This is a genomic window from Vibrio ishigakensis (assembly GCF_024347675.1).
Taxonomy (GTDB): Bacteria; Pseudomonadota; Gammaproteobacteria; order Enterobacterales; family Vibrionaceae; genus Vibrio; species Vibrio ishigakensis.
Genome location: NZ_AP024882.1, coordinates 924,166 through 950,199 on the forward strand (window position 1 = coordinate 924,166; position 26,034 = coordinate 950,199).

Genomic DNA, 26,034 nt, shown 5'->3' on the forward strand with positions numbered 1-26,034 from the left:
ACTATTTGCAACTAGTGGCCTGCTAAAGCACTTAACCAAATAAGCCTTGGGCTATTTCTTCCTTCTCTTTTGCGGTACGCGAAAGGTGTTTTTCTAGAAAGCTTGCGGCTTCTGTGAGCTTTCCTTCCTCTATTAATCCAATTAAGACTAAGTGCTCCTCACACTCCTTTCTCGGAACTGGGCGCTTTCCGTTTACATTGTATTCGACCAGTCGGCGTAGTCGATTTACCCGCTTCAAGGCATCGAGTAAGAATACGTTGTTTGACATGCCTACTATGGTTTCATGGAAAAGCACACCAGCGTTAAACATATCAGCTGCGGATACCAGTTTCTGCTTGTTATTGAGTATGTCTATCTGAGACATGCGCAACATCTGCAGTCTTGTTGGCTCTATGACAAAGCTAGGGTCTCTTATTGCTTCGGGCTCGATAAGCTGACGGAAGCGATAGCTTTGTGCATAGGCGGTAGGGGAGGAGATAAACTCGTTGAACTCCCAACCATAGCCAATATTTCTCTGTAACCATCCATCCTTTTCCATCGCTATCAGTGCTTCTTGGATGCTTTTACGGCTCTGTTGATAGCGGCTGATGAGCTCATTTTCAGTGAAGCTTTTCTTTAGAGTGCCAGATAGGTAATCCTGGCCGATTGCATAGCAGAGTGGTGAAAGATCCGTTGCTTCGCTGTCATGAGAAGATAGCTGCGCTGCTTGGGTTTGCTCGGGAACCTTGGCTAGAAAGAAGCCTTGATTGGGTTTTTTTACCAAGAAGCCATTTTGTTGAAGGTGGAGAAATGCATTACGAATTGGCGTTCTTGACACCTTAAGTACACTTGCAAACTCGGTCTCTTTTATATGAGCGCCTATTTCCAAATTGTGTTCTAAAACATGGCCTAGCACTCGCTCTGCAAGTAATTCTGCAGAGGTTGGCTTCTTATTGTTTGTTGTCGTATCCATACTTTACCGCTTTCTATACCTAGCCTTTTGTGCCTTTCCTACATTGTTTTTTGTTTCTCGGAAGCACCGCAAAACAGTATTACCTATAAATTGTATTTTGTGAAGAATATGAATCACATTGAAGTGGTGTTGTTAATAATGTGTTGTATTTCACATTTCCAAAATACAAAAATATCTTGTTACTAATCCAAAATACTCAGTTTCATCCTACTAAGTCCTTGTTTTAACTAGCTTGGTGAATATAGAGGATATGTTGCGGCAGTTTTGTTGTTGTTAAATGCATGTTGACAGAATTCTACTTTATAGTCATAAATGTATTTGTGTTTTACAAAATACAATTTTAAAGATGACTAAAGTAGCTTTGATACATGCCGTAGATATCGCTATCGAACCGATAAAGCGTGCATTTGAAAATGAGTGGCCGGAAGCTGAAACCCTGCACCTCTGGGATCAGGCGTTGAGTGTTGAACGCGCTAAAACTGCATCTCTCACGCCATTTCTATTTCAGCGTGTTGAGTCCCTTTACCAACTCGCTCGTGAATCTGGTGTTGATGCGGTGATGTTTACCTGCTCTGCGTTTGGTGAAGCGATCGAAAAGCTGGCGCAGCATTCCGAAATCCCGGTGTTAAAGCCAAACCAAGCCATGTTTGAGCAAGCTATCGAGCTGAATAAACCCATTGCAATGCTGGGTACGTTTGAGCCTGCAATGCAGGGCATGGTCGAAGAGTTTTATCAGCTAGCTGATGAGAGTGCTGAGTTGGTAACCCTTTGCGCTCCTGAGGCGAGAGTCGCTCTTAATAAGGGAGATGCGGACACACATAATCAGCAGCTTCTCAAAAAGGCAGAATCTCTAGATGAGATTGATGTGCTCATGTTGGCGCACTTCTCTTCTTCTATTGCTAAGTCATTGATTGAAAAGGAAACCCATAAAACTGTGCTGTCGAGTCCAGAGTGCGCAGTTCGTTATCTAAAACGTGTTCTCTGCTCCTAACGGAATACGTCATTTATCACAAGTACGAGAGGAAACAATGAAACTATTAGTTTTACCAGGGGATGGTATCGGTCCTGAAATTACTCAAGCTGCCGTTAAGGTTCTGAATGCGGCAGACAGCAAATTTAATCTAGGCCTGAGCTGTGAATTTGATGATGTAGGTTTTGACAGCTTGGAGAAATATGGCACTACGCTTCGCCAAGAAACCCTAGAAAAAGCGAAGACCTATGACGGTATTATTCTAGGCACTCAGTCTCATGCAGACTATCCAAAGCCTGAGCAGGGCGGGCGCAATGTATCGGCAGGTTTCCGTATCGGCCTAGACCTATACGCTAATGTACGCCCAGCGCGTTCACGCTCTTTCTTGCCTACCAATATGAGTGAAGGCAAGAGCATTGATCTAGTTATCATGCGTGAGGCTACTGAAGGCTTCTATCCCGATCGCAACATGACCGAAGGTTGGGGTGAGGTGAAGACCACTCCAGATATGGCGCTTTCTATTCGTAAGATTACCCGTCACTGCTCTGAGCGCATCGCACGTAAAGCCTTTGAGCTTGCTATGTCACGTGACAAGAAGGTAACTGCGATTCATAAAGCAAACAGCTTTCATATGACAGATGGTCTGTTCCTTGAAGCGGTTAATGATGTAGCAAAAGAGTTCCCAGAGGTTGAGCTTGACGACCTTCTCGTAGATGCATCAACCGCTCACCTAGTGCGCACCCCTGAGCGATTCGATGTCCTAGTCGCAACTAACTTCTATGGCGACATCATCAGTGACCTTGCCAGTGAGTTGTCGGGTAGCCTTGGTCTTGCGGGCTCCATGATGGCGAGTGATGAACACTGCTGTGCGCAGGCGCAACACGGCTCAGCACCGGATATTGCTGGGCTAGATAAAGCGAACCCAACCTCAATGATCCTTTCAGTCTCCATGTTGATTGAGTGGATGGGACAGAAGCATCAGCGTGAAGATCTGATAACTGCGTCAAAGGCAATCAATGCGGCGGTTGACGCAACTCTAGAAAACCCAAATTATCGCACTGCGGATCTTGGTGGCTCACTGGGCTGTCAGGCGTTTAGTGATGCGGTAGCAACCCAATTAGCAAACAGCTAATCATATTTGCTGAGCAATGCAGTACAGCACGAAACAACGTGAATTAAGTACCCAAATAAAAAGGAAAAACACATGTCATTACTAAAGAAATTCGCAGTCGTACCCCTAGTAGCTGCGGTATTGGCATCCCCTGTGAGCTTTGCAAAGGATCTGGATTACCCTACTAAACGTCTGAACTACACCATAGCGTTTGGCCCGGGTGGCGGTAACGATTTGATGTCTCGTACTGTTGTAGACATCTTGAAGAAATATAAGCTGTATGACCGAAATATCCGTGTAGATAACCTTGCTGGTGGCAGTGGTGCGGTAGGATTTAACTATGTAGCACAGCAGTCGGGTAATCCATACCACCTGACTTCAACTAGCGGTAACTTCTTGGGCACGCCATTGGTATCTAACACTGGCTGGACTTATGAAGACTTCACTCCAATCGGTCTTCTAGCACAAGATGCCATGTTTATCGTGGTGCGCGCTGACTCTCAGTTCAAGTCAGCGAAAGACTTTGCTGAGTATGCGAAGAACAACCGTATCACCATTGGTGGTACTGGTGCGGCAGGTCCTGAGCGCGTGGTTGCAAGCCTATTTGCGGAAACTGCAGGCTTCAAATACGACTATGTACCATCGCAAGACGGTGGTGGCATGGTGACTTCACTGACCTCTAAGAGCGTTGATGCCATTGTGGCTAACCCATCCGAGGTATCAGGTCAGATCAAAGCGGGTAACTTCCGTCCTCTTGCTTACTCTGAAGCACAGCGCAGCACCATCTATAAGGATGTTCCGACCTTCAAGGAACAAGGCTACGATTTTGCTTTCTCGCTTCCTCGTGGTGTCGTGATGCCGGATAACGTGGATGCTGATGTTCAGCAGTGGTGGGTAGAGACGCTACAAAAGGTAGTGGAGACCCCTGAGTGGAAAGACTATCTGAACACCAACAGCCTTTCTGGTAATACGGTTTGGGGTGATGACTTCGCCGACAACCTAGCCGCTACCAATGCTGACTTTAAACGAGTGTTAACTCAGATAGGTGCGATTAAGTAGGAAAATAGGCTGTGCGGTTAGCGCCGCACAGCCAAGGAGAAGTTATGCGTTTTTGGTTTTCACTTAGCACCTTATTGTTTTCTATCGGTTTTACTCTCTATGGGCTAAACACCTTGAGTATGTACGACCTAAATGGACGACCAGGGCCTGGCTATTTCCCTTTGATTATCGGTGTTGCACTGGTCATCTGTACCGGAATCAATGTCTATAAAGACCTCAAAGAACTGCGCAGCAAGCAAGCTGTGAAGCAAGATAAAGAGTTGTATCAAAAAGATACTTTTGCGGTGGCAGTGTGTATCGCACTACTGATTTTTACCCTGAACTCACTCGGAGCCATCGTCTCCATGGTGGCTTTCTGTTTGGCGTTTCTCTCTTACTTCAATCGTGGCAAACATGTTCAAAACATCGCGTATTCAGTGGTGTTCCCTATGGGAGTGTTCCTGCTGTTTGATGTTTGGCTACAGGCGGGACTGCCTGACGGTCTGCTACGTCTCTTCTATTAATCACAGGGAAATGTGTCATGTTCTTTGTTGAAATATTTGAAAATCTATCATTTGGTTTGTCGGTGGCGTTTACGCCGGCCAACCTGTTGTTCCTGCTCATCGGTGCGCTGGTGGGTATGGTAGTGGGCTTGTTCCCAGGCTTTGGCCCTGCGGCGGGTATCGCGATATTGATTCCTATGACCTTTGGTCTTAACCCAACTACTGCCATTATTATGCTCTCGGGTATCTATTACGGTTCTATGTATGGGGGAACCATAACCTCCATATTGATCAACACCCCCGGAGAGTCTGCCACAGTAGCCTCCACCTTGGATGGTTATCCTATGGCGCAAAACGGTCGAGCTGGTCCTGCTCTTGTAATGCAAGCGATCGCTTCATTTGTGGGTGGCACCTTGGGCGTGATCCTAATCTGTGGATTTGCCCCATTGCTGGCAGACTTTGCGTCCTCGTTTGGCCCGTCAGAGTATTTCCTGATCATCATGTTAGGCCTACTTTTGTTGACCACTATGATGGGTGAGAACCGTCTGAACGGCGTTATCTCTGCGCTGTTTGGCTTTGCTATCGCTATGGTTGGGGTAGACTCGGTCAGTGGTGCACAGCGTTACACCTTTGGTTCACCTGAGTTGATTGGTGGTATCTATTTCGTACCAGTTGCCATTGGCTTGTTTGGTATTGGTGAGCTTCTTTATTGTATCTATACCGGACAGCACAAACGTGAAAATGTGCGTGTTCAATTTAGCTTCCGCTCTAAGGATTTCTGGCCGACAGCTAAAGACTATATCAGCTCTCGCTACACCTTTATCCGAGGTTCTGTGATCGGCTTTGTCGCAGGTGTATTGCCAGGTTCTGGGGCGACCATTGGCTCTATTCTGGCTTATTCAGTAGAGAAGAAGGTTGCTAAAGACCCTGAGAGTTTTGGTAAGGGTGAAGTCCGTGGATTGGTTGCGCCAGAGACAGCAAACAATGCAGCATCGGCAGGAGCTATGGTGCCACTTATCTCATTGGGTATTCCGGGTTCTGGTGCTACCGCTGTTCTACTTGGTGCGCTCATGATGTGGGGTCTACAGCCAGGTCCAATGCTCATCGACAGCAACCCAGACCTTGTATGGGGTCTAGTGGCAAGTATGTACATGGGCAACATGATTCTGGTGGCACTGAGTGTGTTAGCTATCCCACTATTCGTAAAGTTCCTAGATATTCCTTACCGACTAGTGGTGCCTGTTATCGTGATTCTATGTGTTATCGGCTCTTATGCCCTTAACAACAGCATCATCGAGACCTCAATGCTATTGATTATGGGGCTAGTGGGCTTTGGCATGAAGTTGTACGGCTATTCTCCTGCAGCAACGGTTCTGGCGCTTGTTCTGGGTGGTATGGCTGAGAGTACCTTCTTGCAATCTCTTATCATCAGCCAAGGCAGTCTGTGGATCTTCGTTGAAAGACCAATCTCGCTTGTGCTCACCCTAGTTATGTTTGCCACTATCGGCCTTTCGGTTGCTCTGCGTCTATTCAAACGCATGCGAGCCAATAAGGTTGAGCAAGCAAATTGCAGTCACTCTCAGTAAAGGACGGTAATGATGAAAATAGGAGTTATCGCTGACGATTTTACTGGGGCGACTGATGCTGCAAGCTTTATCGTCAAGGGAGGCTTGAGTGCAATTCAGCTCTCAGGTATCCAAGAATCTGCAAAGGGTATTGATGCTGATGCCCTGGTGGTGAGCTTGAAATCTCGCTCTTGTGAGGTGAACAAAGCCATCGAGGATTCCATCAAGGCTTGTGATTGGCTCTTAGAAGAGGGGTGTGAGCTTATCTACTTCAAGTATTGCTCAACCTTCGATAGTACTGAAAAGGGCAATATTGGGCCTGTGGTAGAGGCACTAAAATCACACCTGTCTCAGCGCAGTGTGTTGCTCTGCCCCGCGTTGCCTGTTAATGGTAGGACTGTGTATCAAGGACACTTGTTTGTGTTTGACAAGTTGCTCTCAGATTCTGGAATGCGCAATCACCCTATTACTCCAATGAGAGACTCGAATCTGCTGAACGTTATCGAGTCTCAGTCTGAGGGTAATGCGGGTCTGGTGAGCCTTCAGGACATAGCTAAAGGTGGTATCTCAGAGAAACTGGCAGAACTGGAGCTAGAAGGTAAAGAACTCATCATCTGTGACAGTGTCAGTGACAGCGACCTTGATAGGTTGGCGCAGATAGCTCAATACCAAAGGCTAGTTTCAGGTGGTTCAGGCCTAATAGGCGCCATAGCCAAGTTGGTTTCTGGCAAAGGCGCATCTTTTGAAGAGCAAAATCAGGTGCAGGATCAACGAAAGGGTGTGGTGCTATCCGGCTCATGCTCTGAGATGACCAATCAGCAGGTCAGTGTCTACAAGAAACTCGCACCTAGCTTGAAGCTGGATGTAGGTCGATGCTTGCAGGATGGCGCTTATCTGGAGGAAGTTATGATCTGGATTGTAAGTCACAGCAACCAAGCTTATTTCCCAATGGTGTACGCCACTGTGAGCCCAGATGAGCTTTCGACTATTCAGTCCAAGTACGGTGATAAGGCATCAATCGGTGTAGAGAACTTGTTCCATGAGCTTGTGAAAAAGCTGTATAGCATGGGTTTTAATACCTTTATTAGCGCTGGTGGAGAGAGCTCTGGAACCATTACTCAAGCCTTGAGTATTGAGAGCTTTAGGGTTGGCAAAGAGATCGCACCAGGGGTCCCTTGGATGTCGAGCTTAGATGGCGAGGTAAGACTCGCACTTAAATCTGGTAATTTTGGAGATGCTCAGTTCTTTGAGCGTGCACAGGAGTTATTGCTATGACGGAACATGAACAAAGACTCGAGCTAGTCGCCTTGGCAAAATCTCTATTTGAGCGTGGCTACGCTACCGGCGGCGCTGGTAATATCTCGGTAAGACTGGACCAAAATCGTGTTTTGACTACACCAACGGGTTCCTGCTTTGGCCGACTCGACCCAGATACTCTATCTGTAGTGAATATGGACGGTGAGCACTTAACCGGAAACAGACCGTCTAAAGAGGCGTCGTTCCATCTGGAGATCTATAAGAATCGCGCACAGGCAAATGCAATTGTGCATTTGCACTCTACCTATCTTACAGCCCTATCTTGTCTTGAGGGTTTGGATAAATCGAACGCAATGAAAGCGTTCACACCTTATTACGTGATGCGAGTGGGTAGGCTCCCTGTGGTGGAATACTTTAATCCAGGGGATTCTCGCATAGGTGAGGAACTAGGGAAGCTAGCGCCTGACTTTAGAGCCTATTTGTTGGCAAATCATGGCCCGGTTGTGACTGGTAGTGATTTGGTAGATGCCTGTGATAATGCAGAAGAGCTAGAAGAAACCGCAAAGCTCTATTTCCAGCTGAAAGGTAGCAAGGTCGCTTATTTGTCAGATGAAGACGTAGCCTATCTTGAAACCAGAGGAACCTGAGTCGTGCACTTATGACCGCTAGGTCATTTTGGAGACTTGCTGGGGGCAGTAAGTCTCTGTTTTTATGATCGCTATTTGTGTTATTTTGAGTCATCACTGTCGATGATCTCAAACCTATGTATTTTCGAACCTACACTCCTGCTGACAAAGACCAGCTTATTTCCATTCTTAAGTCCAACTGCCCTAAGTATTTTCGTATCGAAGACAAAGATGACCTTATCTATTTTTTAGATAATTTTGCTGATGACAACTACCTAGTTGCCGTAGAGGGCGACACTATTATTGGTTGCGGCGGTCATTACACTAAAGCCGATTGCCACGGTATTGCATGGGTGATGTTCAAGTATGGGTCGCTTGGGTCATCAAGATTATTTGAAGTGGCTGATGCCTTTTATGCTGAAATAGAATCTCGTCTACTTTCTGAGAAAACGGGTTTTGATATAGTGATTAACACCACTCAGCTGATGCAAAAATTCTTCTCACGCTATGGGTTTCACACCACTTCCGTTGTGAAAGACGGGTTTGGTGAGGGATTAGATGAGTGTTGTATGGTGAAACCAACTAAGGACTAGTGATGCTGAGTTTGCAAAGGATGCAAGAGAAACACAGGGAGCAGGTGCTCCAGCTAGAAGTTCTTCCTGAGCAGGTGAAGTTTGTCGGTGAAATCGAGGAAATACTGGCAAACGAAAGCGAGCAGGTTTTGCCCCATGTAATGGTCGATGATGATCAGGTGGTCGGCTTTTTTCTAATTGACCTTAGCTACCCACAGCACTATGAATTCGCTTCCAGCAATAGCCTTGGACTTAGAGCTTATTTTGTTGGTAGACAGTTCCAAGGCAAGGGATATGGCACTCCAGGTGTTCAGCATCTGCCGAGCTTTTTGGATGAAACCTATAACAGCTATGATGCGGTATATCTAACCGTGAACTGTAAGAATCTAGCCGCGTTTCAATGCTACCTAAAGGCGGGTTTTGTGGATACGGAGGAATTGTATCTTGGTGGCGATGCGGGCCCGCAACATATTATGAAGCGAGCCCTGTAGCTTAGATTGAGAAGATCAAATAGCCGGTATAGATAGAGTAAGCGAGCAGTAGGCCAGCGCCCTCTAGGCGATTGATGCGACCCTGACGGCCAAATCCAAACGCCATAAAGAATAGAGCTAGAGTCATACTCAGCATCACAGGCCAGTCTCGTGACAGCACTTCTGCTGACATCTCCGAGATTGGCGATACCATGCCAGCAATACCCACTACAGCAAGAATATTAAACATATTCGAGCCGACTATGTTGCCTATTGCAATATCGTGCTCTCCCTTGCGAGCTGCTACAACTGACGCAGCTAATTCAGGCAGTGAGGTGCCTAGAGCAACCACGGTAAGGCCTATCACTAGGTCACTGACACCTAGAGATTGCGCTATGGTCACCGCTCCCCACACAAGGATGCGTGAGCTGATCACAAGCAGAATCAAACCAGTTACCAACCAGATGATTGCGGTTGTTAGGCTTAGATCAGCTCTTTGCTGTGACTCTTGTGAGTCGTTTTGTTTGGTTCCGGTGTAAATACTCCAGATGATCAGGCTTATGAAACCAACAAGCAAGATAGCCGCTTCAAAGCGAGTTAGGCTTCCATCCAGTAGCTGAACCCCCAGGAGTAGGCTTATCACGAGTAGCAGTGGCAGTTCTTTTTTCACGATCACGGACTGAACCATAATAGGCGCAATCAAAGCCGTAACACCCAGAATTAGACCTGTGTTCACTATGTTAGAACCAAGAGCATTGCCCAGAGCCAGCTCAGGATTGCCATCGATTGCCGCCATTGCTGACACCACCATCTCTGGAGCTGAGGTACCAAAGCCAACTACCAGCATACCGATCAAAAGTGGCGACATACCAGCGTGAGTTGCTGTTGCAGCAGCTCCGTCAACGAATCGTTCAGCACTCCATACCAAAAGCATCAGTCCAATAAAGATAGCGATAAATGCCAATGTCATTTCCAAGCCTCATTAGGAGTAACACCTCGACTCGAGGTGAGTAGGCGCGCAATCTAGATCAGGGAGTCAGCCAAAGACAGCGAATTATTTTTATCTTTTCCATCAACAAAATTTGTCGATTTTATTTAAATTGATCGTCGCTAGGTTGGCACATCTGAATGGGGCATGTATGGTAATTATTGCTAGGGTCAACGGACCCAAATAATGGAGGAACCTATGGCATTTAACGTTTATCTTTCTGGTGAGATTCATACCGATTGGCGTCAGCAGATTATCTTTGGCTGTGAAGAGCTTGGCTTGGACATCAACTTCACTTCAGCGGTTACCAACCACGAGGCCAGTGATGCTGCAGGTGACGGTTTAGGCGCTGAAACCGACTCGTTCTGGCGTGATCATAAATCGGCGAAGGTAAATGCGATACGTATCCAAAATGCCATAAAGAACTGCGACATGGCGGTGATTCGATTCGGTGAAAAATATCGCCAGTGGAATGCGGCCTTCGATGCAGGCTACTGCGCAGCTCTTGGTAAGCCTTATATCACACTGCATGACGAAGCCATTGTCCACCCTCTAAAAGAGGTGGATGCTTCGGCTCAAGCGTGGGCAACTACGCCACAGCAGGTGGTGGAGATCCTAGAATACTTGCTCGCTCAGGCATAATACCTTGAGCGTTATCTGCGAAACCGAACGCCTTGTGATAAGGCAGTTTAAGCTGACCGATGCTGATTTCATTATCGAACTTCTAAACCAAGAGTCCTTTATTCGATTCATTGGCGATAAGCAGGTAAGAAGCATCCAAGATGCGGAGTATTACCTGACCAAGGGGCCGATAGCGAGCTATACCCAATATGGTTTTGGATTGAATTTGGTTACGCTGAAAGAGAGCGGCACGCCGATTGGTATGTGCGGCATTTTAAAGCGTGATGAGCTCGATGAGCCGGATCTAGGTTATGCCTTTCTGCCTGAATATTGGGGGAAAGGGCTAGCTAAAGAAGCGTCGATAGAAGTGCTTAATCAGGAAATGGCTAGACATAATCTTGAGACAGTTTTAGCTATCACATTGCCAGACAACCCAGGCTCAAACGCCTTACTAAAGAGTCTTGGATTTAGGTACAGCGGCGTGTTTGAGATATATAATTCAGACAACAATCTGTATCGCTTCGGTAAATAGACAAAAGAAAAGGCTCATCTGATTAACTCGATGAGCCTTTACGTTGTCTGAAGATCTCGATTAGTAGGTTTCATCATCTTGGAAACGTCCCTCTATCGCGTAAGGATCGTCTTCAAAGACATGGCTTGCCTTCCCTCTCAACATCTCTAGCTGCTGTTCTAGATTGTTCATTGTCTCGAAGTTGCCCTCAGAACATGCAATGTATATTTGCTGTTCCAAGTCTTCGATTCTATCGCGTATCGTTGTCATATCTGCCTCCCTTTAGCGTGCCATTGCTTACGAGTGGCTCAGGTTTCTGGCTCAATTGTTTAAACAAAAATTCCATTTCGACAATGAGTCCATCTCCTTGGACATCAGCCTCAAAAAACTTCGAGACTCAATCGAATTATAGTAGAGGGTCACGGCTATCAAAGGGCCTCTATCGCCCGAAGAGGGCAGATCTAAGCTAAGTTTTTGACTCTACTTGCAAAGAAATTTTCTATATTTTTTATATGCAGATTTCGCAATGTGTGGGCAGTGATGAGACCTTTAGAGATACTTGGCTTGGACCATGTGGTGCTTAGAACCACAGACCTTGAACGCATGTTGCTGTTTTATCGAGATATATTAGGTTGCCCTCTTGAGAGACAGCTAGTTGAAGAGGGGCTCACTCAGCTCAGAGCAGGCAATGCCCTTATCGATCTTGTAGAAGTGGACAGTAGATTAGGTCGATTAGGCGGCAAACCGCCGCAACAAAGTGGTCGCAATGTGGATCATTTTTGCCTTCAGGTGAAGGCGGTAGAGGTTGATGTGCTGGTTGCCTATTTGAAAGAGCAGGATGTCGAACTATTGCTCGATGCGGTGCGTTATGGCGCCACTGGCTACGGTTGGTCTTTGTATGTTCATGACCCAGAGAGAAACGTCGTAGAGCTTAAGCCTGTCGGGAATCCCATTGGAAACCCAGTCGGCGATTAAACACACAAATTTACAAAAAGCTCGCCCATCTTGCAGCCCGCCCACAGCAACTTCACCCTTGGCTGACAATGTAAAATCCTATAACAGCGACACTCTTTTGCACAGTGGTTCACATACTCAAGCTGAATAATTGAGAATATAAAAGTAAAAGAGAGTCAACGAATGGAGTTTACCGAAAGAGATCGCACCGCCCTCTATGACACATGGATGTCACAAAAGGCGAAGATGCGCTTAACCCAGATGGAAATATCACGCAAACTAGGCGTTACCCAAGCTGAATTTGGCGAGCTTCTTCGCGGCCGAGCAGTACTCACCTATCCATTTGTTACCCGTTTTTGTGAGTTGCTCAAGGTTGACCCTGCTTACGCCATTCCTGCGATGCGTGCCAATGTAGTTGTTGAGAACAGTAGCGTGACTCTGTGCTCTCGAATGACAGTGGATGGCGATATTCGCAATGTCTACGTGGAAGGCAATCAGGTTGTGGTGGAGTACGAACACAGAATCTGCTAACCCGAGACTTTCATCTCTCTGGTTGGCTAAGCAATCAAGAGAAATGGAGTCTCATGCTTATCTTCTTAATCGCCCTTTGTTACTACTTTTTGGTATGGAAACTGTTTAGACATCTGGATAACAAAGTGGCGGCCCTAAATCTCGACGTGCATAGGCAGATGAAGCCCCTGTTTATGTACGCTATGTTCCTCACTTGCTCCTTAGTGGGGAGCTTGTTCCTATCTATTGCCCTAACAGATACAACCGAGCCCTTGTTTGTGCGCGTAGGTATCTGTCTGTTTTCTATTGTCTTTCTGACCATAATGGCGCTGATGTGTGTTCAGTCTGTGTATATGAGTAGAACTCATATTGCGGTCATCTCTAAGACCTTTAGAGTAAAGGTTGGGGCACGCTCTGAGCTTATTAAAACAGAAACCAAATCTTATGTAGGAACCGGTGGAGGCGGCGGTGATACCCGCTATCGCTTCACCTTTAATGACGGCACTCGTATCGATGTTTTTTGTAATCAGCTGATGGACGATACCTTGCTTCAGGACTGGTACAACAGTGCCCGTCTGGAAGGGTAATCTTTATTTGCAACAGTTTGAAAAGTCATAGGTTTGGCATCAGTCAGATTATTGGTTACAGTCGACTCAAATTAGGGAAAATCAGCATTAGTGATGAGTGTGATAAGTAAATTAAAGAAAGAGTGGTTCTTGGTGGGCATGGTTGTGGCTACGGTGCTGGCCGTGTTTACCCCAGACTTAGGTAAATCTGGTGGGGTACTGCACCTAGATACCATTACTGTATTTGGCATTGCCTTGGTGTTCTTTCTGCATGGTTTGGGGCTTTCTCCGAAGGCGATCATGGAAGGGGTATCAAACTGGAAGCTGCACCTGTATGTTCAAGGGGCTACCTTTGTCGCTTATCCAATCCTGTGGCTAGTGTTTGGTCATACCTTCTTAACCTATATGCCAGCAGCACTGGCGTTTGGTTTCTGCTATCTGTTTGTTCTGCCGAGCACCATATCCTCTTCGGTCGCCATGACCGCAATCGGTAAGGGTAACCTTCCTGGAGCTATCTTTAATGCCTCTCTGTCTAGCATTATAGGTGTGTTCATTACTCCGCTTCTTATTCAGCTATTTATGGGGATGGAAGGGGCAGAGATGGACCTGCTGGACTCGGTTCTGTCTATTTCCAAGATGTTGTTGCTGCCAATGGTTCTGGGGCAGTTGATGCGTCCTGTGCTACTCGAGTGGACACAAAAACATAAGTCGGTTGTGAATAAGCTGGATAAGTACGTGATTCTGCTGATCGTCTATAGCGCTTTCTGTGATTCTATTGACCATGGTATCTGGAGTGATTTCTCACCGGCATTATTAGCCGTTTCTGCCCTGATTTGCTTAGTGGTATTGATGGTAATGGTTCACGGCATTCAGTGGGGCGCACGCAAGGTTGGCTTTAGTCATCAAGATGAAGTGGCAGCGGTGTTCTGCGGCACTAAAAAGACCCTAGCAGCGGGTATTCCTATGGCTAAGGTTATCTTTGGACATGATCCGAACCTTGGGATGATCCTGCTGCCGATCATGCTGTATCACCCGATTCAGATTTTCTACTGTGCTGTGTTGGCGAATAAGTACGCCAAGGTGCCGTTGGAGGCGGGTGAGGTTAAGTAGGGGTAGGGCTATTGGAGTAAGTTTGTTGGGGAGGTCCCGGATAACTTCTGTCGAAGTTTCCGGGATGACGGCGGTGGTTCGAATGTTTGAATTATTCGTCATCCCGGAATGTCCAATAGGACATATCCGGGATCTTCTGAAAGCTCACAGCTTAAAGCTGATAGCTCAAATCTGACAGCTACTCTCAAGCCGCCGAAAGAATCACCGGATGTCTCTCCGTAGGATGAGCCATTATCTGCGTTTTCCAGCGATACACTTCTTCAATAGTTTCTGAGGTTAGAACCTCCCACGGTGAGCCATCGGCAACGATATTGCCTTGGTTTAGCACTACGATTCTATCTGCATACTGAGCTGCTAGGTTCAGATCGTGCAATACCGCAACCACGCAAGCGCCATCTTCGGCTTGTGCTTTCGCGAGTTTCAAGGTGTTGTGCTGGTGGCTAAGATCCAGAGCTGAGGTTGGTTCATCTAAGAACAAAACCTTGTTGTGCTGGGTAGCACTCAACTGTGTGAGCACGCGAGCGAAGTGCACACGCTGTTTCTCACCGCCAGAAAGACTAGGGTAGAGTCTGTCTGCTAGGTGCAATACACCCGTCTGGTTCATCTTCTCACGAGCCACACGAGTAATCTCTTTTTGACCGCCTTCTAGCGTAAGGCCACCCAACTCCACAACCTCTTGAGCGGTGAAGTTGAAAGTCAGCGAGCTAGATTGAGGAAGAACGCCAAACTGCTTTGCTAATACCTTTTTGTCCCAATCCTGAGTCGGTTTACTAAACAGATAATGCTGTCCCGAGTGGGGCATTTCATTACTCAAAGTCTTTAAAAGTGTGCTCTTACCTGTGCCATTTGGCCCTAATAGAACCGTAAATTCACCTGCGTGGAATTCTATGTTTACGTTATCCAGGATGGACTTGTTACCTATCTTGACCGAGATATCGGTGCATTTCACATAAGGTGTGTTCATTAGATACGTCCTTTCTGAGAGAGAAGTAGCCATAGGAAGAAAGGAGCGCCAAGCACAGCTGTAATGATACCTACAGGGATTTCTAGTGGAGCAACCAATACGCGCGATAGCATGTCAGATATCAGAAGTAGTAGCGCACCCAATACGGTAGCAAGGGGGATCAGCACCTTATGGTTTGGACCTGCAATCATACGACCTAGGTGAGGTACGATAAGGCCGATAAAGCCTATCATTCCCGCTAGCGAAACGGTGACACCCACGCCAGCGGCGGTAAGAAGAATCAAACGACGTTTAAGCTTCTGTACGTCGATACCAAGGTGGCTCGCTTCTGCCTCACCTAGCAAGAGTGCGTTTAGGTTGGCGGCATCGCGATAAAACAGCACCCCAAGGATAACCAGAACCACAAAGCCGAACATTACACCCGAGAAGTTAGCTCCGGCGAGAGAACCCATTGTCCATAGTGACAGATCGCGCAGGGCTTGATCGTCCGCGTAGTAGTTCAAAAGTCCCAACATAGCCCCTGACAGAGCACCAATGGCAACGCCTGCCAGAAGCATCATGGTTACTGAGGTGCCAGTTGGTGATGTGCCAAGCTGATAGACCATCAGGGTAGTGATAGCGCCACCTAGGAAAGAGAACACAGGTACAGTGCCGAACATGAGAAGCGCTGGGTAGGTTTGGGCCAGCGAGCCAAACACCACGATTGCCAGAGCTGCACCAAGCGCAGCACCGGCAGAGACACCAATAATACCTGGGTCAGCAAGTGGGTTTCGGAATAGGCCCTGCATCACTGTGCCACAAATGGCCAAGATACCACCAATAGCGATAGCAAGTAGGGTGCGTGGCAGGCGCACCTGCTGAACGATCATGTTTACATGTGCGGGAAGGTCACTGTTTTGAATACCTGGTAACAGTGCGCTCAGGCTTTGTGAAAAGCTAATATCCATGGGGCCAACGGCTACTGACATGACGCTGGCGATGTAAACGGCAACTACAGCAACGCCCAATAGCACAGGCGTTGGTAGCTTAATAGATTGAGCAAAATTCATCTTAGTTACGCTCAAATGTTTGGTATAGAGACTGGCTTAGTTCGACACTCTCAATACCAAATCCACCGATGATGGCACTACTAGGTACTGGAATGATCTTGTCGTTGGTTGCCGCAGGTGTTGCGGCTAGCAAAGGAAACTTCTCTATGATTCCTTCGCGGCCACCTAGTGCATCCCAAGAGCGTTGCGCGACCAAGATATATTCCGGTTGGATATTCACTATGGCTTCAAAAGACATTGACTTATAAGAGCTGAAGTCTTTGTTTGCTGGGTTCGCCCCGCCTGCTAATTGGATGATTTTGTCTATTGTGGTCTCTGAGCCTGCGATAGTGGCAGGTCGGCCTTCACTTAGCATGGCAAAGATAGCCTTGGGATGATTGTTGTGCTTTTGATTAGAGAGTGTCTCAATCTGCTGGTGGAGCTTGTCTTTAAGCTCAGCAGCCTTTTCTTCTCTATGGGTGATCTTAGCGATGGCATCGATGCGCGCCGCTAGATCGGCTTCACTGTCACCCGATGGCACAGTAACTACCTTGATACCCGCCGATTTTAAAAGCTTAAGTGTGGATTCAGGGCCCATCTCGTGAGAGCCAATGACATGGGTTGGGCTCTGAGCCATCAGACCCTCGGCAGATAACTGACGGTGGTAACCCACTTGTGGCATCTCACCACTTTTATCAAAGTGACGACTGGTCACATCGATAGCCACCAATTGCTCTTTCGCATCCAATGCATAGAACAGTTCTGTGATACTTGAACCGACGCTGATGATTCGATTCTCTTTTGCGTCAGAGGAGGTATCTGCAAAAGTGGTAAAGGCTACCGCTGAGGCGGCAATAAGTAGCAGAAGTCGTTTCATCATTTATTCTCTTCCATAACGATGTTTGTAGCGCTGATATTGTTGTTTTGTAGCCATGCTAATACCTTGAGCATGGACTCTACGTCTGCGGCTTTATCCGGTGAAATGATAAGGTCGCGTTTTTCTTTTGAAGCTGTATCGGTCTTATTGACCTCAGTCAGCAGAGCTTGGGTAAACTCATCCCAATCTGAATAGCTTTTGCCATCGATGGCCCATTTAGGGTCAGAGGCAAGGATATTCACCGCAATAACCTGCTTGTCTTGGTCGTTCAACACCTCGGCATCTTCGGTCTGAGGTATCGCCACTTCCATGGTCTTGATACTGATATTGGCAGTCAGCAGTAGGAACACCATCACGATAAAGATGATGTCCAGTAGTGGGGTCAGATCAGGTTTGAACTCTTCTTCAAACAGATTTGATTGTGACTTGATCATGCGTGCTCCTGATTGAGCAGGGTCGCTTCATTGCAAGACTTAGACTCTTCTGGACACTCGATTGAGATGCCTTCGATGTGAAGATTGCTGTGGTTTAGTGTGTACTCGATCTTGGATAGGGTTTTTTCTACCCACATACCTAGCAGTTGAGCGCCGGTAATAGCGGGAAGGGCAATCAATAGACCCACAGCCGTAGTAGACATTGCAAGACCCAGACCATCAGCGAGTACAGCTGGGGAGATAGAGCCCGAGGTATGCGCCAATCCCTTAAACATATCGATTAGGCCAAGCACTGTACCAAGAAGACCGATCAGCGGGCTGATCACACCGATAATAGACAGGATACGGATACCAGATTTGTATTGCTGACGTTTTTTGAATAGCCAGATGCTAACCGCTTCTTCGCGCAACTCTTTGGTGAAAGTGCGGTGGCCAATGAGCATACGCATTGCTTGATAGATGATGGTTTTACCTTGCAAGTCTTCAGCAATGAAGCGCTCAACTTGAGCACAATTACCAAAATCAATGCGGTGAACTCTATTTAGGATCTGTGTGGTATGAGTACGACCGTTAACCAACATATATACGGTGCGTTCAATCAAGAGCATCAGAGTCAATAATGACAGGAGTGTAAGCGGAACTGTCATCATTCCAAGTTGGCTGTGAAGTGTGATTATGGTTTGCATAGTATTTCTCAGGGCCAACTGGCCTTACTTAAGTTGAAAATTAATTGGCACCTGCACTCGGTATGCGATGCGTTGTCCTTGCTCACTGCGACGCTGGAATTGCCATTCGGCTACAGCTTTCATTGCGGCTTCGTCTAATATCTTGTGTCCCGAAGAGTTCACGATCGCTTGCTTGATCTGCTTACCCTCTTCGTTGATCCAAATCTCAATAAGGGTATTGCCTTGCCACCCACGCTTTTGCGCCAATCTCGGATATCCAACTGGGGTTGGTTTCGCTGAAAACGTCGGCTTTTTCACCATCTTTGGTTTGCTCGCACTGGCTGCGTTAGTTGAGGCTGTCTGCTGTTTCTTCTCTACAACCTCTTTTTTCTCAGCAATCTTTTTCACCGGCTCTTTGATCGGCTCAGGCTTTTTCTCAACCGGTTTAGGCTTAGGTGGCGGTGGTGTTTTCTTTACAACCTGTTTTTTGGGTGGCTCAACTGGCTTTGGCTTTGGCTTTGGCTTTGGCTTTGGCTTTGGCTTGGGCTTTGGCGGAGGTGGTTTTTTCTCAACCACCTTTTTAACCGGCTCTGCTGGCTTCGGCGGTGACTCTACGACAGGTTTTGGCGCGGCGGGCTCTGGTTTGGCGGGTTGTGCCACGGATACAAACTGGATGCTAACGGCTTGCCCGGCGTTATCACTGGCCACCTTCATCTCTTGCTTAGGAGAGGCAAAGGATAGAGCAACCCCATGAATTAGAAGGGATATTCCGCCTGCAATTAGATATCTGTATTTCTTCACTGTGGCTAAAAACCGTTGCCAAAATAGATTGTAATGAGAGGCATTATGCAGATAATGTAAATAATATCAATTATCATTTGCATTTATTTTCAATATGAATATAGTGGTCACAAATTTGAGCGAATGAGATTTGTTCTCATTTGTTTTTCTGGCAAGAATAGAAGAAGTTCTTAGCCTAAGTTGATGATTGAAATAATAAAAAATGAATCTCGAACTGAACAATCCAGATATCACTGGCAAGCATACGCCAGATCCTTTGCGCTTTGCTTTCGATAAGAAAAAGGGCCCCCATGCTGGTGGTATGGCTAAACCAATTCCACCGCAGCAGACACAATCCGCTTTAGAGAACGCTTTCTCTGATTCAGGAGAGAAGGGGCCTCGTTGCCTGTATATCCATATTCCGTTTTGCCGTGTTCGCTGTACCTACTGCAACTTCTTTCAATATGCGTCAAGCAAGAAGCTGATCGCTGAATATTTTGAAGCTCTTAAGACAGAGCTTTTGTGGAAAGCGGCTATGCCTTGGACTCAGGCTTATCCATTCCAAGCCGTATATTTCGGCGGTGGTACTCCTACAGACTTGAGTGCCGACCAAATCAAAGAACTGGGTGAGATGATTCGTGCCTATTTCCCTCTGACGCCAGATTGCGAAATCACACTCGAAGGACGTATTAATCGCTTCGATGACCGTAAATTCGAGTCTGCTCTAGAGGGGGGGATCAATCGCTTCTCTTTTGGTGTTCAGAGCTTTGATACCAAGGTTCGCCGCGCAGCCAAGCGTCTTAATGATGGAGATGAGGTACTTGAGCGTTTGCAGCATTTTGTGAGCTATGACAGCGCGCCAATCGTGATTGACCTGCTTTACGGCCTGCCACATCAAACCCTAGACAACTGGGCCACAGACCTTGAGCTGTATCTAGAGAGCGGTGCTCATGGTGTAGACCTTTACCAACTGATTGAGATGCAAAACCTGCCTATGGGTCGCTTGGTAGAGCAAGGTAAATTACCAGAGCCAGCCAACACCCAAATGAAGGCTAGCATGTATCAGATGGGCGTTGATTTTATGGCTAAGCATCATCAAAGACGCCTAAGTGTGAACCACTGGAGTTCAGATAATCGAGAGCGCTCTATCTACAACAGCTTGGCTAAGACCTCAGCTCAAGTGATGCCATTGGGTGCCGGCGCAGGCGGTAATGTGAACGGGGTGAGCACCATGCAATTCCGTGACATGGAAAAATACATCGAAGCAGTAAACACAAACCAATTTGCGGCTGGGATGGCTTTCCAAAGCGCATCTAACGCGGCTTTGGTCAACACCATCAAAGCAGCTTTCGATAGAGGCGTGTTAAGCGCTTCAAGCCTGCCACAGGGCCTATTTGAATCTGTTATGCCTTTGTTTGAGGCATGGACCAAGAATGGATTAGCAATCGTGTCGAATGGCTATTTGTCTTTGACGTTAGCGGGACAGTTTTGGTCAGTGACTCTGGCACAAAACCTAATCCAAGTTATTTCTAATAATCAAAACAACGCTACAAAAGCGGCTTAAATCTGAGAGGAAAAATGTACACGTCATTAACTAAGCAACAGGTGCTAGAAGCTGTTGCAACCATGATGGAAACGGACAGCACAGTACCAGTATCACAAATGGCGACTGAGCTAAGTGCAACTGAAGGTGAGATTACTTTTGTACTTCCATCTGACATGGTAACACCTGTCCCTGGAGAGAAGGCTCAAGAGATCCTAGAAGCACTTCCAACTTGGGGTAAGGTAACGACAATCGTTCATTCGTTCGGTTCTATCTTTGAATATAAAGCACCATTCCCTAAGGGCAAAGTAGCACACGGTTACTACAACCTAATGGGTCGTGATGGTGAGTTGCACGGTCACCTAAGACTGGATCTAGTAAAGCATGTTGCCTTGGTATCTAAACCATTCCGCAAGATGGAAAGCCACTACATTGGTTTCTTTGATGAAGCGGGTGAGTGCGTATTTAAGGTTTACCTAGGTCGCGATAAGAAACGTCAACTTTTCCCAGAACAGATCGAAAAGCTAGAGCTAATGAAAAAGGAATTTGCATAATGACTGCTCAAAACACTGAAAAAAGCCGTGACGAAATCAAACAAGAGCGTCTGCAGGGTCGTTTAGGTCCTGAGGTTCAAGAGTTCCGTGATGCATGCCAAACACTTCAGCTAGCAACCATCACTAAAGACGGTCTGCCACATGTGAGCTACACGCCTTTCGCATTTGATAAAGCGGGCTATTACATTCTAGTGAGCGATCTAGCCGCTCATGGTCAGAACCTAAAAACCACTAAGAACGTTTCTATCATGATGGTAGAGGACGAGTCTCAATCTAAGAGTGTTCACGCACGTAAGCGTCTAACTTTCGATACAACGGCTCAGCATATAGATAAAGAAACCGAAGAAGGCAAGGCGGGTGTTTCGGCTCTAGTTGAGCGCTTTGGCGAGATGGCACAAAACCTAGCAAACCTAGGTGACTTTAACCTTTACAAACTGACACCAAGCAGCGGTCGTTATGTGAAAGGTTTTGGTCAAGCATTCAATGTATCAGGCAATGACTTGGTAGATTTCCTGCACTTGAATGAGGGGCATGTTCAAGACGAAAAAGACAAACTAGCTGCGCTCTAGCTCCTATAACTGCGTTAGCGCTTCTTGATTTAGGCCCACTAAACCTGCGAAGCGCTGCCTTGTTCTAGAAGCTATAGCTTTGCTAGTGGCTTCTACAAAAAATACCAATAAAAACAATTTCATGCTGACTGGCATTTGCCAGTCGGTAGGGCTTTCTCTGCTTTTAACAAACGGATTTTGGGTCAAACCATGTATAAAAAAACAAGTCTGGCACTGGCAATTGGTGCTATCTGCGCTTCGACAGCGGTATTTGCTGAAGAGACATTCACATTTGATGAAGTGGTAGTTTCTGCAACACGTACTGAACAAAACAAAGAAGACGTATCTTCTTCAGTTGCGACGGTAAGTCGCGATGATCTAGATGCACAAATGAACAACAACCTTAAAGACACACTGAAATATACTCCGGGCGTTCAAGCTCAAGGTAGTGGTCGTTTCGGCGTATCTGGCTTTAACATCCGTGGTATGGAAGACAGCCGCGTTAAGGTGATGGTTGATGGTGTGCAGCAGCCAGTTCCATATAACCCAGGTGCTAATCAGCAGCGCAAATATCCAAACATGATCGAAACAGATACCCTAGCCGGTATCGAGGTTAACAAAGGACCTTCATCTAGCCTTTATGGTTCTGACGCGCTAGGTGGTGTGGTACTTATGCGCACTAAGAACCCTGATGATGTGCTAATCACAGATGGTGATGAGAACCGCTTTGGTATCAAGTCTGGCTACTCTTCGGTAAACAGTGAATTTAAAAACACCGCTACTTGGGCAATGCGCCAAGGTAAGTGGGAAACACTAACTATGTTTACCTATGCAGATGGTGAAGAATATCAAACCCATGGCGATGGCGCAGACATCAACGGTGAAGACCGTGGTGCGGCTAACCCAGGTGATTCGAAGCTATATAACGGTCTTGTGAAAGCCTACTATCAAGCGAACGATGATCACCGTATCGGCATGACCTTCGAGTATTTTGATCGTAGCTTCGATGAGAAAGTGTTGTCTGAAGAGGGTTGGGAAATCATGCCTGGCTTTGTTTACTCAGATGTTTCGGTGCACGATAACACCAACCGTATGCGCGTGAGTCTTGAGCACGAATGGGCGATGAACAGTGTTATCGCAGATGAGCTCAAGTGGACTCTTGGCTATCAGATGACAGAGAGTGAGTCTGATAACTACGATACCACCAACTGGTTCCCTATCTATGATGATCGTATCCGTAACCGTGAGCGTATCGCGCAAGATGACTCTATCCAGTTTGATATGCAGTTTAACAAAGTCATCTTGGCGGAAAACCACTATCACGAGCTTACCTATGGTGCGAGTTACCTACATAACGATTTCTCTCTAGAGAATACAGACCACTTTATTCAAAGCGGTCAACCGGGAGTACCACCAAGCTCAGCGCCTGGTAGCACGGGTCTGCCAAATGCCACCGTTCAGCAATGGGGCGTATTCATCCAAGACCAAGCCTTCTTGATGGATGAGAAACTAGTGCTATCGGCGGGTCTTCGTTATGACTCATTCAGAACTGACCCTGAATCAAACGATGGCTATGTAGATTCTCACGAAGCGAACAAGAACGATGCCTTTACAGGTCGTGTGGGTGCGGTATACCACGTAGCAGATGCGTTCAGTCCATATGCTCAGATTAGCCAAGGCTTCAAAGCACCAACGGTTTATGACCTTTACTACATCTATGACACAGGCGCTATCTTCTACGGCAACCCAGACCTAGAAGCAGAGAAGAGCTTGTCGTATGAGATTGGTTTCCGTGGCAAGGGCTCTATCTACCAATATGAAGTAAGTGGTTTCTACAATGAATACGACGACTTCATTACCACTCAGAAGGTAGGCACGGATGGCCCGACTGGTCGTGATATCTACACCTCTGTGAACATCGATGAAGCGAAGATCTACGGTGCAGAAGCAGCAGGTACGATCTTAGGTCCTGTTGGTACCTACACTAAGCTAAGCGTGGCATACGCTTACGGTGAAGATGTGAACACGGGTCGTGAGCTAGATTCTGTAGCACCGCTGACGGGTGTGATTGGTCTAGGTTATGACAACACAGATAAGACCTTTGGTGCGCTTGTGAACTACACCATGGTAGCGAGCAAAGACGCATGGACCGAAGTGGATAACGTAGACGCGCCATCTTATAGCCTACTAGACGTTACGGCTTACTATCGTCCAATCAATGATCTGACGCTACGTGCCGGTCTGTTCAACGCCTTTGATGAAAAATACTGGCTATATGAAGACCTAAGTGGCAAGGATGAGAGAAAAGACTTTGATACCCAAGCAGGTCGTAACTGGGGCGTAAGTGCTGAGTACTTCTTCTAAAGCAAGAGTCTTTGACTAAACAACCGAAAAGCTCGCAACTTAGTTGCGGGCTTTATTAGGTTATAAGCCAGTCAACCAAACCCACATATTTTCGTATACCCTTAAATAAAAGAGTTACCCAAGGAATGCTCGTGCCCATAGAAACGCCATCTACTCAGACTCCGAGACTAGATAAACAGTGGCTCTATCAACAAGCGATACGCCACAAAAAGAAACTACTATATGCTAACGTGATAGCCTTCTTTGCTACCCTTATCAGCGTGCCAATCCCGCTTTTACTGCCATTGATGGTGGATGAGGTTCTACTAGATAAACCGGCAACTGGTATAGATATTCTCAATACTATTCTGCCTGAGTCTTTGCATACTGCGACGGCTTATATCGTTACTGTTTTGATTGCCATCGTATTAATGCGAGTGGGCAGTCAGGCGCTTAACATATTGCAAACGCGTCAGTTTACTCTGGTCTCGAAACAGCTCACCTGTAATCTGCGTCAGTGGATTCTTGAGAAACTAGGTCGAGTTTCCATGCAGCAGTATGAAGAGAAGGGCAGTGGTGGCCTTACTTCACACCTAGTAACTGACATTGAGACTATAGATAAGTTTATCGGCTCGACCCTAAGCCGCTTTGTTATTAGTGTCCTGAGCGTTATCGGTATCGGCGCTATCTTGCTATGGCTCAATTGGCAGCTCGGTCTTTTCATCATCCTGATGAACCCTGTGGTTATCTTCTTATCGCGCCTGCTTGGTCAGCGCGTGAAGCACCTGAAGAAGAAAGAGAATCAATCTTTTGAGCGCTTCCAACAGCGCCTAGTAGAGACTCTAGATGGTATCTATCAATTGCGAGCGGCTAACCGAGAGCAGGATTATCTAAACAAGCTGAAAGGTGATGCTGAGGCTATCCGTGTAGATGCAGACAAATATGCTTGGCAGTCGGATGCAGCGAACCGATTATCGTTTTTGATGTTCCTGATCGGCTTTGAGATCTTCCGCGCGGCAGCCATGCTGATGGTGCTTTTTAGTGACCTCACTATCGGACAGATCTTTGCGGTATTCGGATATCTGTGGTTCATGCTATCGCCGGTGCAAGAACTGCTGAGCATTCAGTACTCTTGGTACAGCGCATCCGCAGCGATGAAACGCTTGAACGGCATCTTGGATATGCCAGAAGAAAACCGCCCTGTGGCTACCGTGAACCCATTTGTAAAAGGTGAGCCAATAGATATCGAGTTTGAGGGAGTTAACTTCTCTTACGACTCGGATCGTAAGGTACTTGATAACCTGTCTCTCAAGATCCCGAAAGGGAAGCGTGTTGCACTAGTTGGTGCTTCAGGTGGGGGTAAATCTACACTTATCCAACTGTTGCTGGGTATCTATCAAAAAGACAGCGGGAATATTTTGGTAAACGGACACAGCATAGAGTCTGTAAGTTATGAGGCTCTGCGTAAGAAGCTAGCCGTGGTTTTGCAGCAGCCAATGATCTTTAACGATACTCTGCGCCAGAACCTTACCTTGGGGCAGGATTACCCAGAGGATGTGCTGTGGAATGCTTTAGAAGTGGCGCAACTTGGAGATCTTCGCACAACTTTACCTGAAGGCCTTGAGTCTCACATTGGTCGCCAAGGAGTTAGACTCTCTGGTGGTCAAAGACAGCGTCTTGCAATTGCGCGTGTGGTTTTGGCAGACCCTGAATTGGTGATTCTAGACGAGGCAACCTCAGCGCTAGACACCTCTACCGAGGCTACGCTTCATTTAGCGCTGAACCGCTTCTTGCAGAACCGCACTACCTTGATAGTGGCGCATAGGCTGTCTGCCGTTAAACAGGCAGACCTTATCTACGTGCTTGAGGATGGCAATGTGGTCCAGTCTGGCACGCACCTTGACCTTATTCAATCTGATGGCTTGTATCAAACCTTGTATGGAACCCTGCAAGCAGGATAAAGCTAAGCCCTGA

Annotated in this window: 29 protein-coding genes; 20 read left to right on the top strand and 9 right to left on the bottom strand. The window is 46.8% G+C overall.

Features of this window, described 5'->3' with window-relative positions:
* Positions 1-31 precede the first annotated feature (31 nt).
* Positions 32-952: a GntR family transcriptional regulator gene (locus Pcarn_RS18040; protein ID WP_261835712.1), complete on the bottom strand. Its 921-nt coding sequence runs from the start codon at positions 950-952 to the stop codon at positions 32-34.
* 346 nt (positions 953-1,298) lie between these two features.
* Between Pcarn_RS18040 and Pcarn_RS18045 the strand changes: the two genes are divergently transcribed.
* The 9 genes from Pcarn_RS18045 (at position 1,299) to Pcarn_RS18085 (ending at position 9,085) form a co-directional block, all read left to right on the top strand.
* Complete coding sequence (locus tag Pcarn_RS18045) at positions 1,299-1,943, top strand: aspartate/glutamate racemase family protein (protein WP_261835713.1); 645 nt, start codon at positions 1,299-1,301, stop codon at positions 1,941-1,943.
* Positions 1,944-1,980: 37 nt separating this feature from the next.
* Entirely contained in the window at positions 1,981-3,054 is a 1,074-nt protein-coding gene (locus Pcarn_RS18050) for an isocitrate/isopropylmalate dehydrogenase family protein (RefSeq protein WP_261835714.1), read from the top strand.
* Positions 3,055-3,126: 72 nt separating this feature from the next.
* Positions 3,127-4,092: a Bug family tripartite tricarboxylate transporter substrate binding protein gene (locus Pcarn_RS18055; RefSeq protein WP_261835715.1), complete on the top strand. Its 966-nt coding sequence runs from the start codon at positions 3,127-3,129 to the stop codon at positions 4,090-4,092.
* A 44-nt stretch (positions 4,093-4,136) separates the two neighbouring features.
* Positions 4,137-4,595 carry a tripartite tricarboxylate transporter TctB family protein gene (locus tag Pcarn_RS18060; protein ID WP_261835716.1) on the top strand — a complete coding sequence of 153 codons (459 nt, stop codon included), beginning with the start codon at positions 4,137-4,139 and terminating at the stop codon, positions 4,593-4,595.
* Between the two features lie 17 nt (positions 4,596-4,612).
* Positions 4,613-6,160 carry a tripartite tricarboxylate transporter permease gene (locus Pcarn_RS18065; protein ID WP_261835717.1) on the top strand — a complete coding sequence of 516 codons (1,548 nt, stop codon included), beginning with the start codon at positions 4,613-4,615 and terminating at the stop codon, positions 6,158-6,160.
* Positions 6,161-6,172: 12 nt separating this feature from the next.
* Complete coding sequence (gene otnK / locus Pcarn_RS18070) at positions 6,173-7,414, top strand: 3-oxo-tetronate kinase (RefSeq protein ID WP_261837306.1); 1,242 nt, start codon at positions 6,173-6,175, stop codon at positions 7,412-7,414.
* Complete coding sequence (gene otnC / locus Pcarn_RS18075; RefSeq protein WP_261835718.1) at positions 7,411-8,043, top strand: 3-oxo-tetronate 4-phosphate decarboxylase; 633 nt, start codon at positions 7,411-7,413, stop codon at positions 8,041-8,043. Before otnK ends, otnC begins: the two co-directional genes overlap by 4 nt.
* Before the next feature lie 116 nt (positions 8,044-8,159).
* The gene (locus Pcarn_RS18080; protein WP_261835719.1) at positions 8,160-8,615 is read left to right on the top strand and encodes an N-acetyltransferase; all 456 of its coding nucleotides are present in this window, start codon (positions 8,160-8,162) and stop codon (positions 8,613-8,615) included.
* A gap of 2 nt (positions 8,616-8,617) precedes the next feature.
* Positions 8,618-9,085, top strand: coding sequence for a GNAT family N-acetyltransferase (locus Pcarn_RS18085; protein WP_261835720.1), 468 nt, complete (start codon positions 8,618-8,620; stop codon positions 9,083-9,085).
* A gap of 1 nt (position 9,086) precedes the next feature.
* Here Pcarn_RS18085 and Pcarn_RS18090 read toward each other — a convergent pair whose 3' ends face one another.
* Positions 9,087-10,034, bottom strand: coding sequence for a calcium/sodium antiporter (locus tag Pcarn_RS18090; RefSeq protein ID WP_261835721.1), 948 nt, complete (start codon positions 10,032-10,034; stop codon positions 9,087-9,089).
* A 216-nt stretch (positions 10,035-10,250) separates the two neighbouring features.
* Here Pcarn_RS18090 and Pcarn_RS18095 point away from each other — a divergent pair, with 216 nt between their 5' ends.
* Positions 10,251-10,694: a YtoQ family protein gene (locus Pcarn_RS18095; RefSeq protein ID WP_261835722.1), complete on the top strand. Its 444-nt coding sequence runs from the start codon at positions 10,251-10,253 to the stop codon at positions 10,692-10,694.
* 4 nt (positions 10,695-10,698) lie between these two features.
* Complete coding sequence (locus Pcarn_RS18100) at positions 10,699-11,205, top strand: GNAT family N-acetyltransferase (protein ID WP_261835723.1); 507 nt, start codon at positions 10,699-10,701, stop codon at positions 11,203-11,205.
* A 60-nt stretch (positions 11,206-11,265) separates the two neighbouring features.
* Here Pcarn_RS18100 and Pcarn_RS18105 read toward each other — a convergent pair whose 3' ends face one another.
* Positions 11,266-11,454, bottom strand: a complete 189-nt coding sequence (locus Pcarn_RS18105; RefSeq protein WP_261835724.1) for a hypothetical protein — start codon at positions 11,452-11,454, stop codon at positions 11,266-11,268.
* Positions 11,455-11,724: 270 nt separating this feature from the next.
* Here Pcarn_RS18105 and Pcarn_RS18110 point away from each other — a divergent pair, with 270 nt between their 5' ends.
* The 4 genes from Pcarn_RS18110 to Pcarn_RS18125 all read left to right on the top strand — a co-directional run bounded on the left by Pcarn_RS18110 (position 11,725) and on the right by Pcarn_RS18125 (position 14,324).
* Positions 11,725-12,159, top strand: coding sequence for a VOC family protein (locus Pcarn_RS18110; protein ID WP_261837307.1), 435 nt, complete (start codon positions 11,725-11,727; stop codon positions 12,157-12,159).
* 162 nt (positions 12,160-12,321) lie between these two features.
* Positions 12,322-12,669: a helix-turn-helix domain-containing protein gene (locus Pcarn_RS18115; RefSeq protein WP_261835725.1), complete on the top strand. Its 348-nt coding sequence runs from the start codon at positions 12,322-12,324 to the stop codon at positions 12,667-12,669.
* Positions 12,670-12,722: 53 nt separating this feature from the next.
* Positions 12,723-13,235 carry a hypothetical protein gene (locus Pcarn_RS18120; RefSeq protein ID WP_261835726.1) on the top strand — a complete coding sequence of 171 codons (513 nt, stop codon included), beginning with the start codon at positions 12,723-12,725 and terminating at the stop codon, positions 13,233-13,235.
* 93 nt (positions 13,236-13,328) lie between these two features.
* Positions 13,329-14,324: a bile acid:sodium symporter family protein gene (locus Pcarn_RS18125; RefSeq protein ID WP_261837308.1), complete on the top strand. Its 996-nt coding sequence runs from the start codon at positions 13,329-13,331 to the stop codon at positions 14,322-14,324.
* A 184-nt stretch (positions 14,325-14,508) separates the two neighbouring features.
* Here Pcarn_RS18125 and Pcarn_RS18130 read toward each other — a convergent pair whose 3' ends face one another.
* Genes Pcarn_RS18130 through Pcarn_RS18155 form a run of 6 tightly spaced genes read right to left on the bottom strand, consistent with a single transcriptional unit; the run spans position 14,509 to position 19,093 of the window.
* Positions 14,509-15,288 (bottom strand): heme ABC transporter ATP-binding protein, encoded by a 780-nt coding sequence (locus Pcarn_RS18130; protein WP_261835727.1) that lies wholly within the window; start codon positions 15,286-15,288, stop codon positions 14,509-14,511.
* Positions 15,288-16,337: a FecCD family ABC transporter permease gene (locus tag Pcarn_RS18135; protein WP_261835728.1), complete on the bottom strand. Its 1,050-nt coding sequence runs from the start codon at positions 16,335-16,337 to the stop codon at positions 15,288-15,290. Before Pcarn_RS18135 ends, Pcarn_RS18130 begins: the two co-directional genes overlap by 1 nt.
* A 1-nt stretch (position 16,338) precedes the next feature.
* A complete protein-coding gene (locus Pcarn_RS18140; RefSeq protein ID WP_390904510.1) occupies positions 16,339-17,193 on the bottom strand; it encodes a heme/hemin ABC transporter substrate-binding protein in 855 nt (284 codons plus the stop codon).
* Positions 17,193-17,627: an ExbD/TolR family protein gene (locus tag Pcarn_RS18145; protein ID WP_261835730.1), complete on the bottom strand. Its 435-nt coding sequence runs from the start codon at positions 17,625-17,627 to the stop codon at positions 17,193-17,195. The genes Pcarn_RS18140 and Pcarn_RS18145 overlap by 1 nt, the downstream gene beginning before the upstream one ends.
* Positions 17,624-18,313: a MotA/TolQ/ExbB proton channel family protein gene (locus tag Pcarn_RS18150; protein ID WP_261835731.1), complete on the bottom strand. Its 690-nt coding sequence runs from the start codon at positions 18,311-18,313 to the stop codon at positions 17,624-17,626. Before Pcarn_RS18150 ends, Pcarn_RS18145 begins: the two co-directional genes overlap by 4 nt.
* A 24-nt stretch (positions 18,314-18,337) precedes the next feature.
* Positions 18,338-19,093, bottom strand: coding sequence for an energy transducer TonB (locus Pcarn_RS18155; RefSeq protein ID WP_261835732.1), 756 nt, complete (start codon positions 19,091-19,093; stop codon positions 18,338-18,340).
* 202 nt (positions 19,094-19,295) lie between these two features.
* Between Pcarn_RS18155 and hutW the strand changes: the two genes are divergently transcribed.
* The 5 genes from hutW to Pcarn_RS18180 all read left to right on the top strand — a co-directional run bounded on the left by hutW (position 19,296) and on the right by Pcarn_RS18180 (position 26,021).
* Positions 19,296-20,636 (top strand): heme anaerobic degradation radical SAM methyltransferase ChuW/HutW, encoded by a 1,341-nt coding sequence (gene hutW / locus Pcarn_RS18160; RefSeq protein ID WP_261835733.1) that lies wholly within the window; start codon positions 19,296-19,298, stop codon positions 20,634-20,636.
* Positions 20,637-20,650: 14 nt separating this feature from the next.
* Positions 20,651-21,169: a heme utilization cystosolic carrier protein HutX gene (gene hutX / locus Pcarn_RS18165; RefSeq protein WP_261835734.1), complete on the top strand. Its 519-nt coding sequence runs from the start codon at positions 20,651-20,653 to the stop codon at positions 21,167-21,169.
* Complete coding sequence (gene hutZ / locus Pcarn_RS18170) at positions 21,169-21,738, top strand: heme utilization protein HutZ (protein WP_261835735.1); 570 nt, start codon at positions 21,169-21,171, stop codon at positions 21,736-21,738. Before hutX ends, hutZ begins: the two co-directional genes overlap by 1 nt.
* Positions 21,739-21,927: 189 nt before the next feature.
* Positions 21,928-24,081 carry a TonB-dependent hemoglobin/transferrin/lactoferrin family receptor gene (locus Pcarn_RS18175; RefSeq protein ID WP_261835736.1) on the top strand — a complete coding sequence of 718 codons (2,154 nt, stop codon included), beginning with the start codon at positions 21,928-21,930 and terminating at the stop codon, positions 24,079-24,081.
* Between the two features lie 137 nt (positions 24,082-24,218).
* Entirely contained in the window at positions 24,219-26,021 is a 1,803-nt protein-coding gene (locus Pcarn_RS18180) for an ABC transporter ATP-binding protein (RefSeq protein WP_315972704.1), read from the top strand.
* Positions 26,022-26,034 lie beyond the last annotated feature (13 nt).

What these genes read in the sequence shown, in the direction of transcription:
- Pcarn_RS18040 (WP_261835712.1), bottom strand. Translation starts at nt 952, where the DNA reads ATGGATACGACAACAAACAATAAGAAGCCAACCTCTGCAGAATTACTT.
- Pcarn_RS18045 (WP_261835713.1), top strand. Translation starts at nt 1,299, where the DNA reads ATGACTAAAGTAGCTTTGATACATGCCGTAGATATCGCTATCGAACCG.
- Pcarn_RS18050 (WP_261835714.1), top strand. Translation starts at nt 1,981, where the DNA reads ATGAAACTATTAGTTTTACCAGGGGATGGTATCGGTCCTGAAATTACT.
- Pcarn_RS18055 (WP_261835715.1), top strand. Translation starts at nt 3,127, where the DNA reads ATGTCATTACTAAAGAAATTCGCAGTCGTACCCCTAGTAGCTGCGGTA.
- Pcarn_RS18060 (WP_261835716.1), top strand. Translation starts at nt 4,137, where the DNA reads ATGCGTTTTTGGTTTTCACTTAGCACCTTATTGTTTTCTATCGGTTTT.
- Pcarn_RS18065 (WP_261835717.1), top strand. Translation starts at nt 4,613, where the DNA reads ATGTTCTTTGTTGAAATATTTGAAAATCTATCATTTGGTTTGTCGGTG.
- otnK (WP_261837306.1), top strand. Translation starts at nt 6,173, where the DNA reads ATGAAAATAGGAGTTATCGCTGACGATTTTACTGGGGCGACTGATGCT.
- otnC (WP_261835718.1), top strand. Translation starts at nt 7,411, where the DNA reads ATGACGGAACATGAACAAAGACTCGAGCTAGTCGCCTTGGCAAAATCT.
- Pcarn_RS18080 (WP_261835719.1), top strand. Translation starts at nt 8,160, where the DNA reads ATGTATTTTCGAACCTACACTCCTGCTGACAAAGACCAGCTTATTTCC.
- Pcarn_RS18085 (WP_261835720.1), top strand. Translation starts at nt 8,618, where the DNA reads ATGCTGAGTTTGCAAAGGATGCAAGAGAAACACAGGGAGCAGGTGCTC.
- Pcarn_RS18090 (WP_261835721.1), bottom strand. Translation starts at nt 10,034, where the DNA reads ATGACATTGGCATTTATCGCTATCTTTATTGGACTGATGCTTTTGGTA.
- Pcarn_RS18095 (WP_261835722.1), top strand. Translation starts at nt 10,251, where the DNA reads ATGGCATTTAACGTTTATCTTTCTGGTGAGATTCATACCGATTGGCGT.
- Pcarn_RS18105 (WP_261835724.1), bottom strand. Translation starts at nt 11,454, where the DNA reads ATGACAACGATACGCGATAGAATCGAAGACTTGGAACAGCAAATATAC.
- Pcarn_RS18110 (WP_261837307.1), top strand. Translation starts at nt 11,725, where the DNA reads ATGAGACCTTTAGAGATACTTGGCTTGGACCATGTGGTGCTTAGAACC.
- Pcarn_RS18115 (WP_261835725.1), top strand. Translation starts at nt 12,322, where the DNA reads ATGGAGTTTACCGAAAGAGATCGCACCGCCCTCTATGACACATGGATG.
- Pcarn_RS18120 (WP_261835726.1), top strand. Translation starts at nt 12,723, where the DNA reads ATGCTTATCTTCTTAATCGCCCTTTGTTACTACTTTTTGGTATGGAAA.
- Pcarn_RS18125 (WP_261837308.1), top strand. Translation starts at nt 13,329, where the DNA reads ATGAGTGTGATAAGTAAATTAAAGAAAGAGTGGTTCTTGGTGGGCATG.
- Pcarn_RS18130 (WP_261835727.1), bottom strand. Translation starts at nt 15,288, where the DNA reads ATGAACACACCTTATGTGAAATGCACCGATATCTCGGTCAAGATAGGT.
- Pcarn_RS18135 (WP_261835728.1), bottom strand. Translation starts at nt 16,337, where the DNA reads ATGAATTTTGCTCAATCTATTAAGCTACCAACGCCTGTGCTATTGGGC.
- Pcarn_RS18140 (WP_390904510.1), bottom strand. Translation starts at nt 17,193, where the DNA reads ATGAAACGACTTCTGCTACTTATTGCCGCCTCAGCGGTAGCCTTTACC.
- Pcarn_RS18145 (WP_261835730.1), bottom strand. Translation starts at nt 17,627, where the DNA reads ATGATCAAGTCACAATCAAATCTGTTTGAAGAAGAGTTCAAACCTGAT.
- Pcarn_RS18150 (WP_261835731.1), bottom strand. Translation starts at nt 18,313, where the DNA reads ATGCAAACCATAATCACACTTCACAGCCAACTTGGAATGATGACAGTT.
- hutW (WP_261835733.1), top strand. Translation starts at nt 19,296, where the DNA reads ATGAATCTCGAACTGAACAATCCAGATATCACTGGCAAGCATACGCCA.
- hutX (WP_261835734.1), top strand. Translation starts at nt 20,651, where the DNA reads ATGTACACGTCATTAACTAAGCAACAGGTGCTAGAAGCTGTTGCAACC.
- hutZ (WP_261835735.1), top strand. Translation starts at nt 21,169, where the DNA reads ATGACTGCTCAAAACACTGAAAAAAGCCGTGACGAAATCAAACAAGAG.
- Pcarn_RS18175 (WP_261835736.1), top strand. Translation starts at nt 21,928, where the DNA reads ATGTATAAAAAAACAAGTCTGGCACTGGCAATTGGTGCTATCTGCGCT.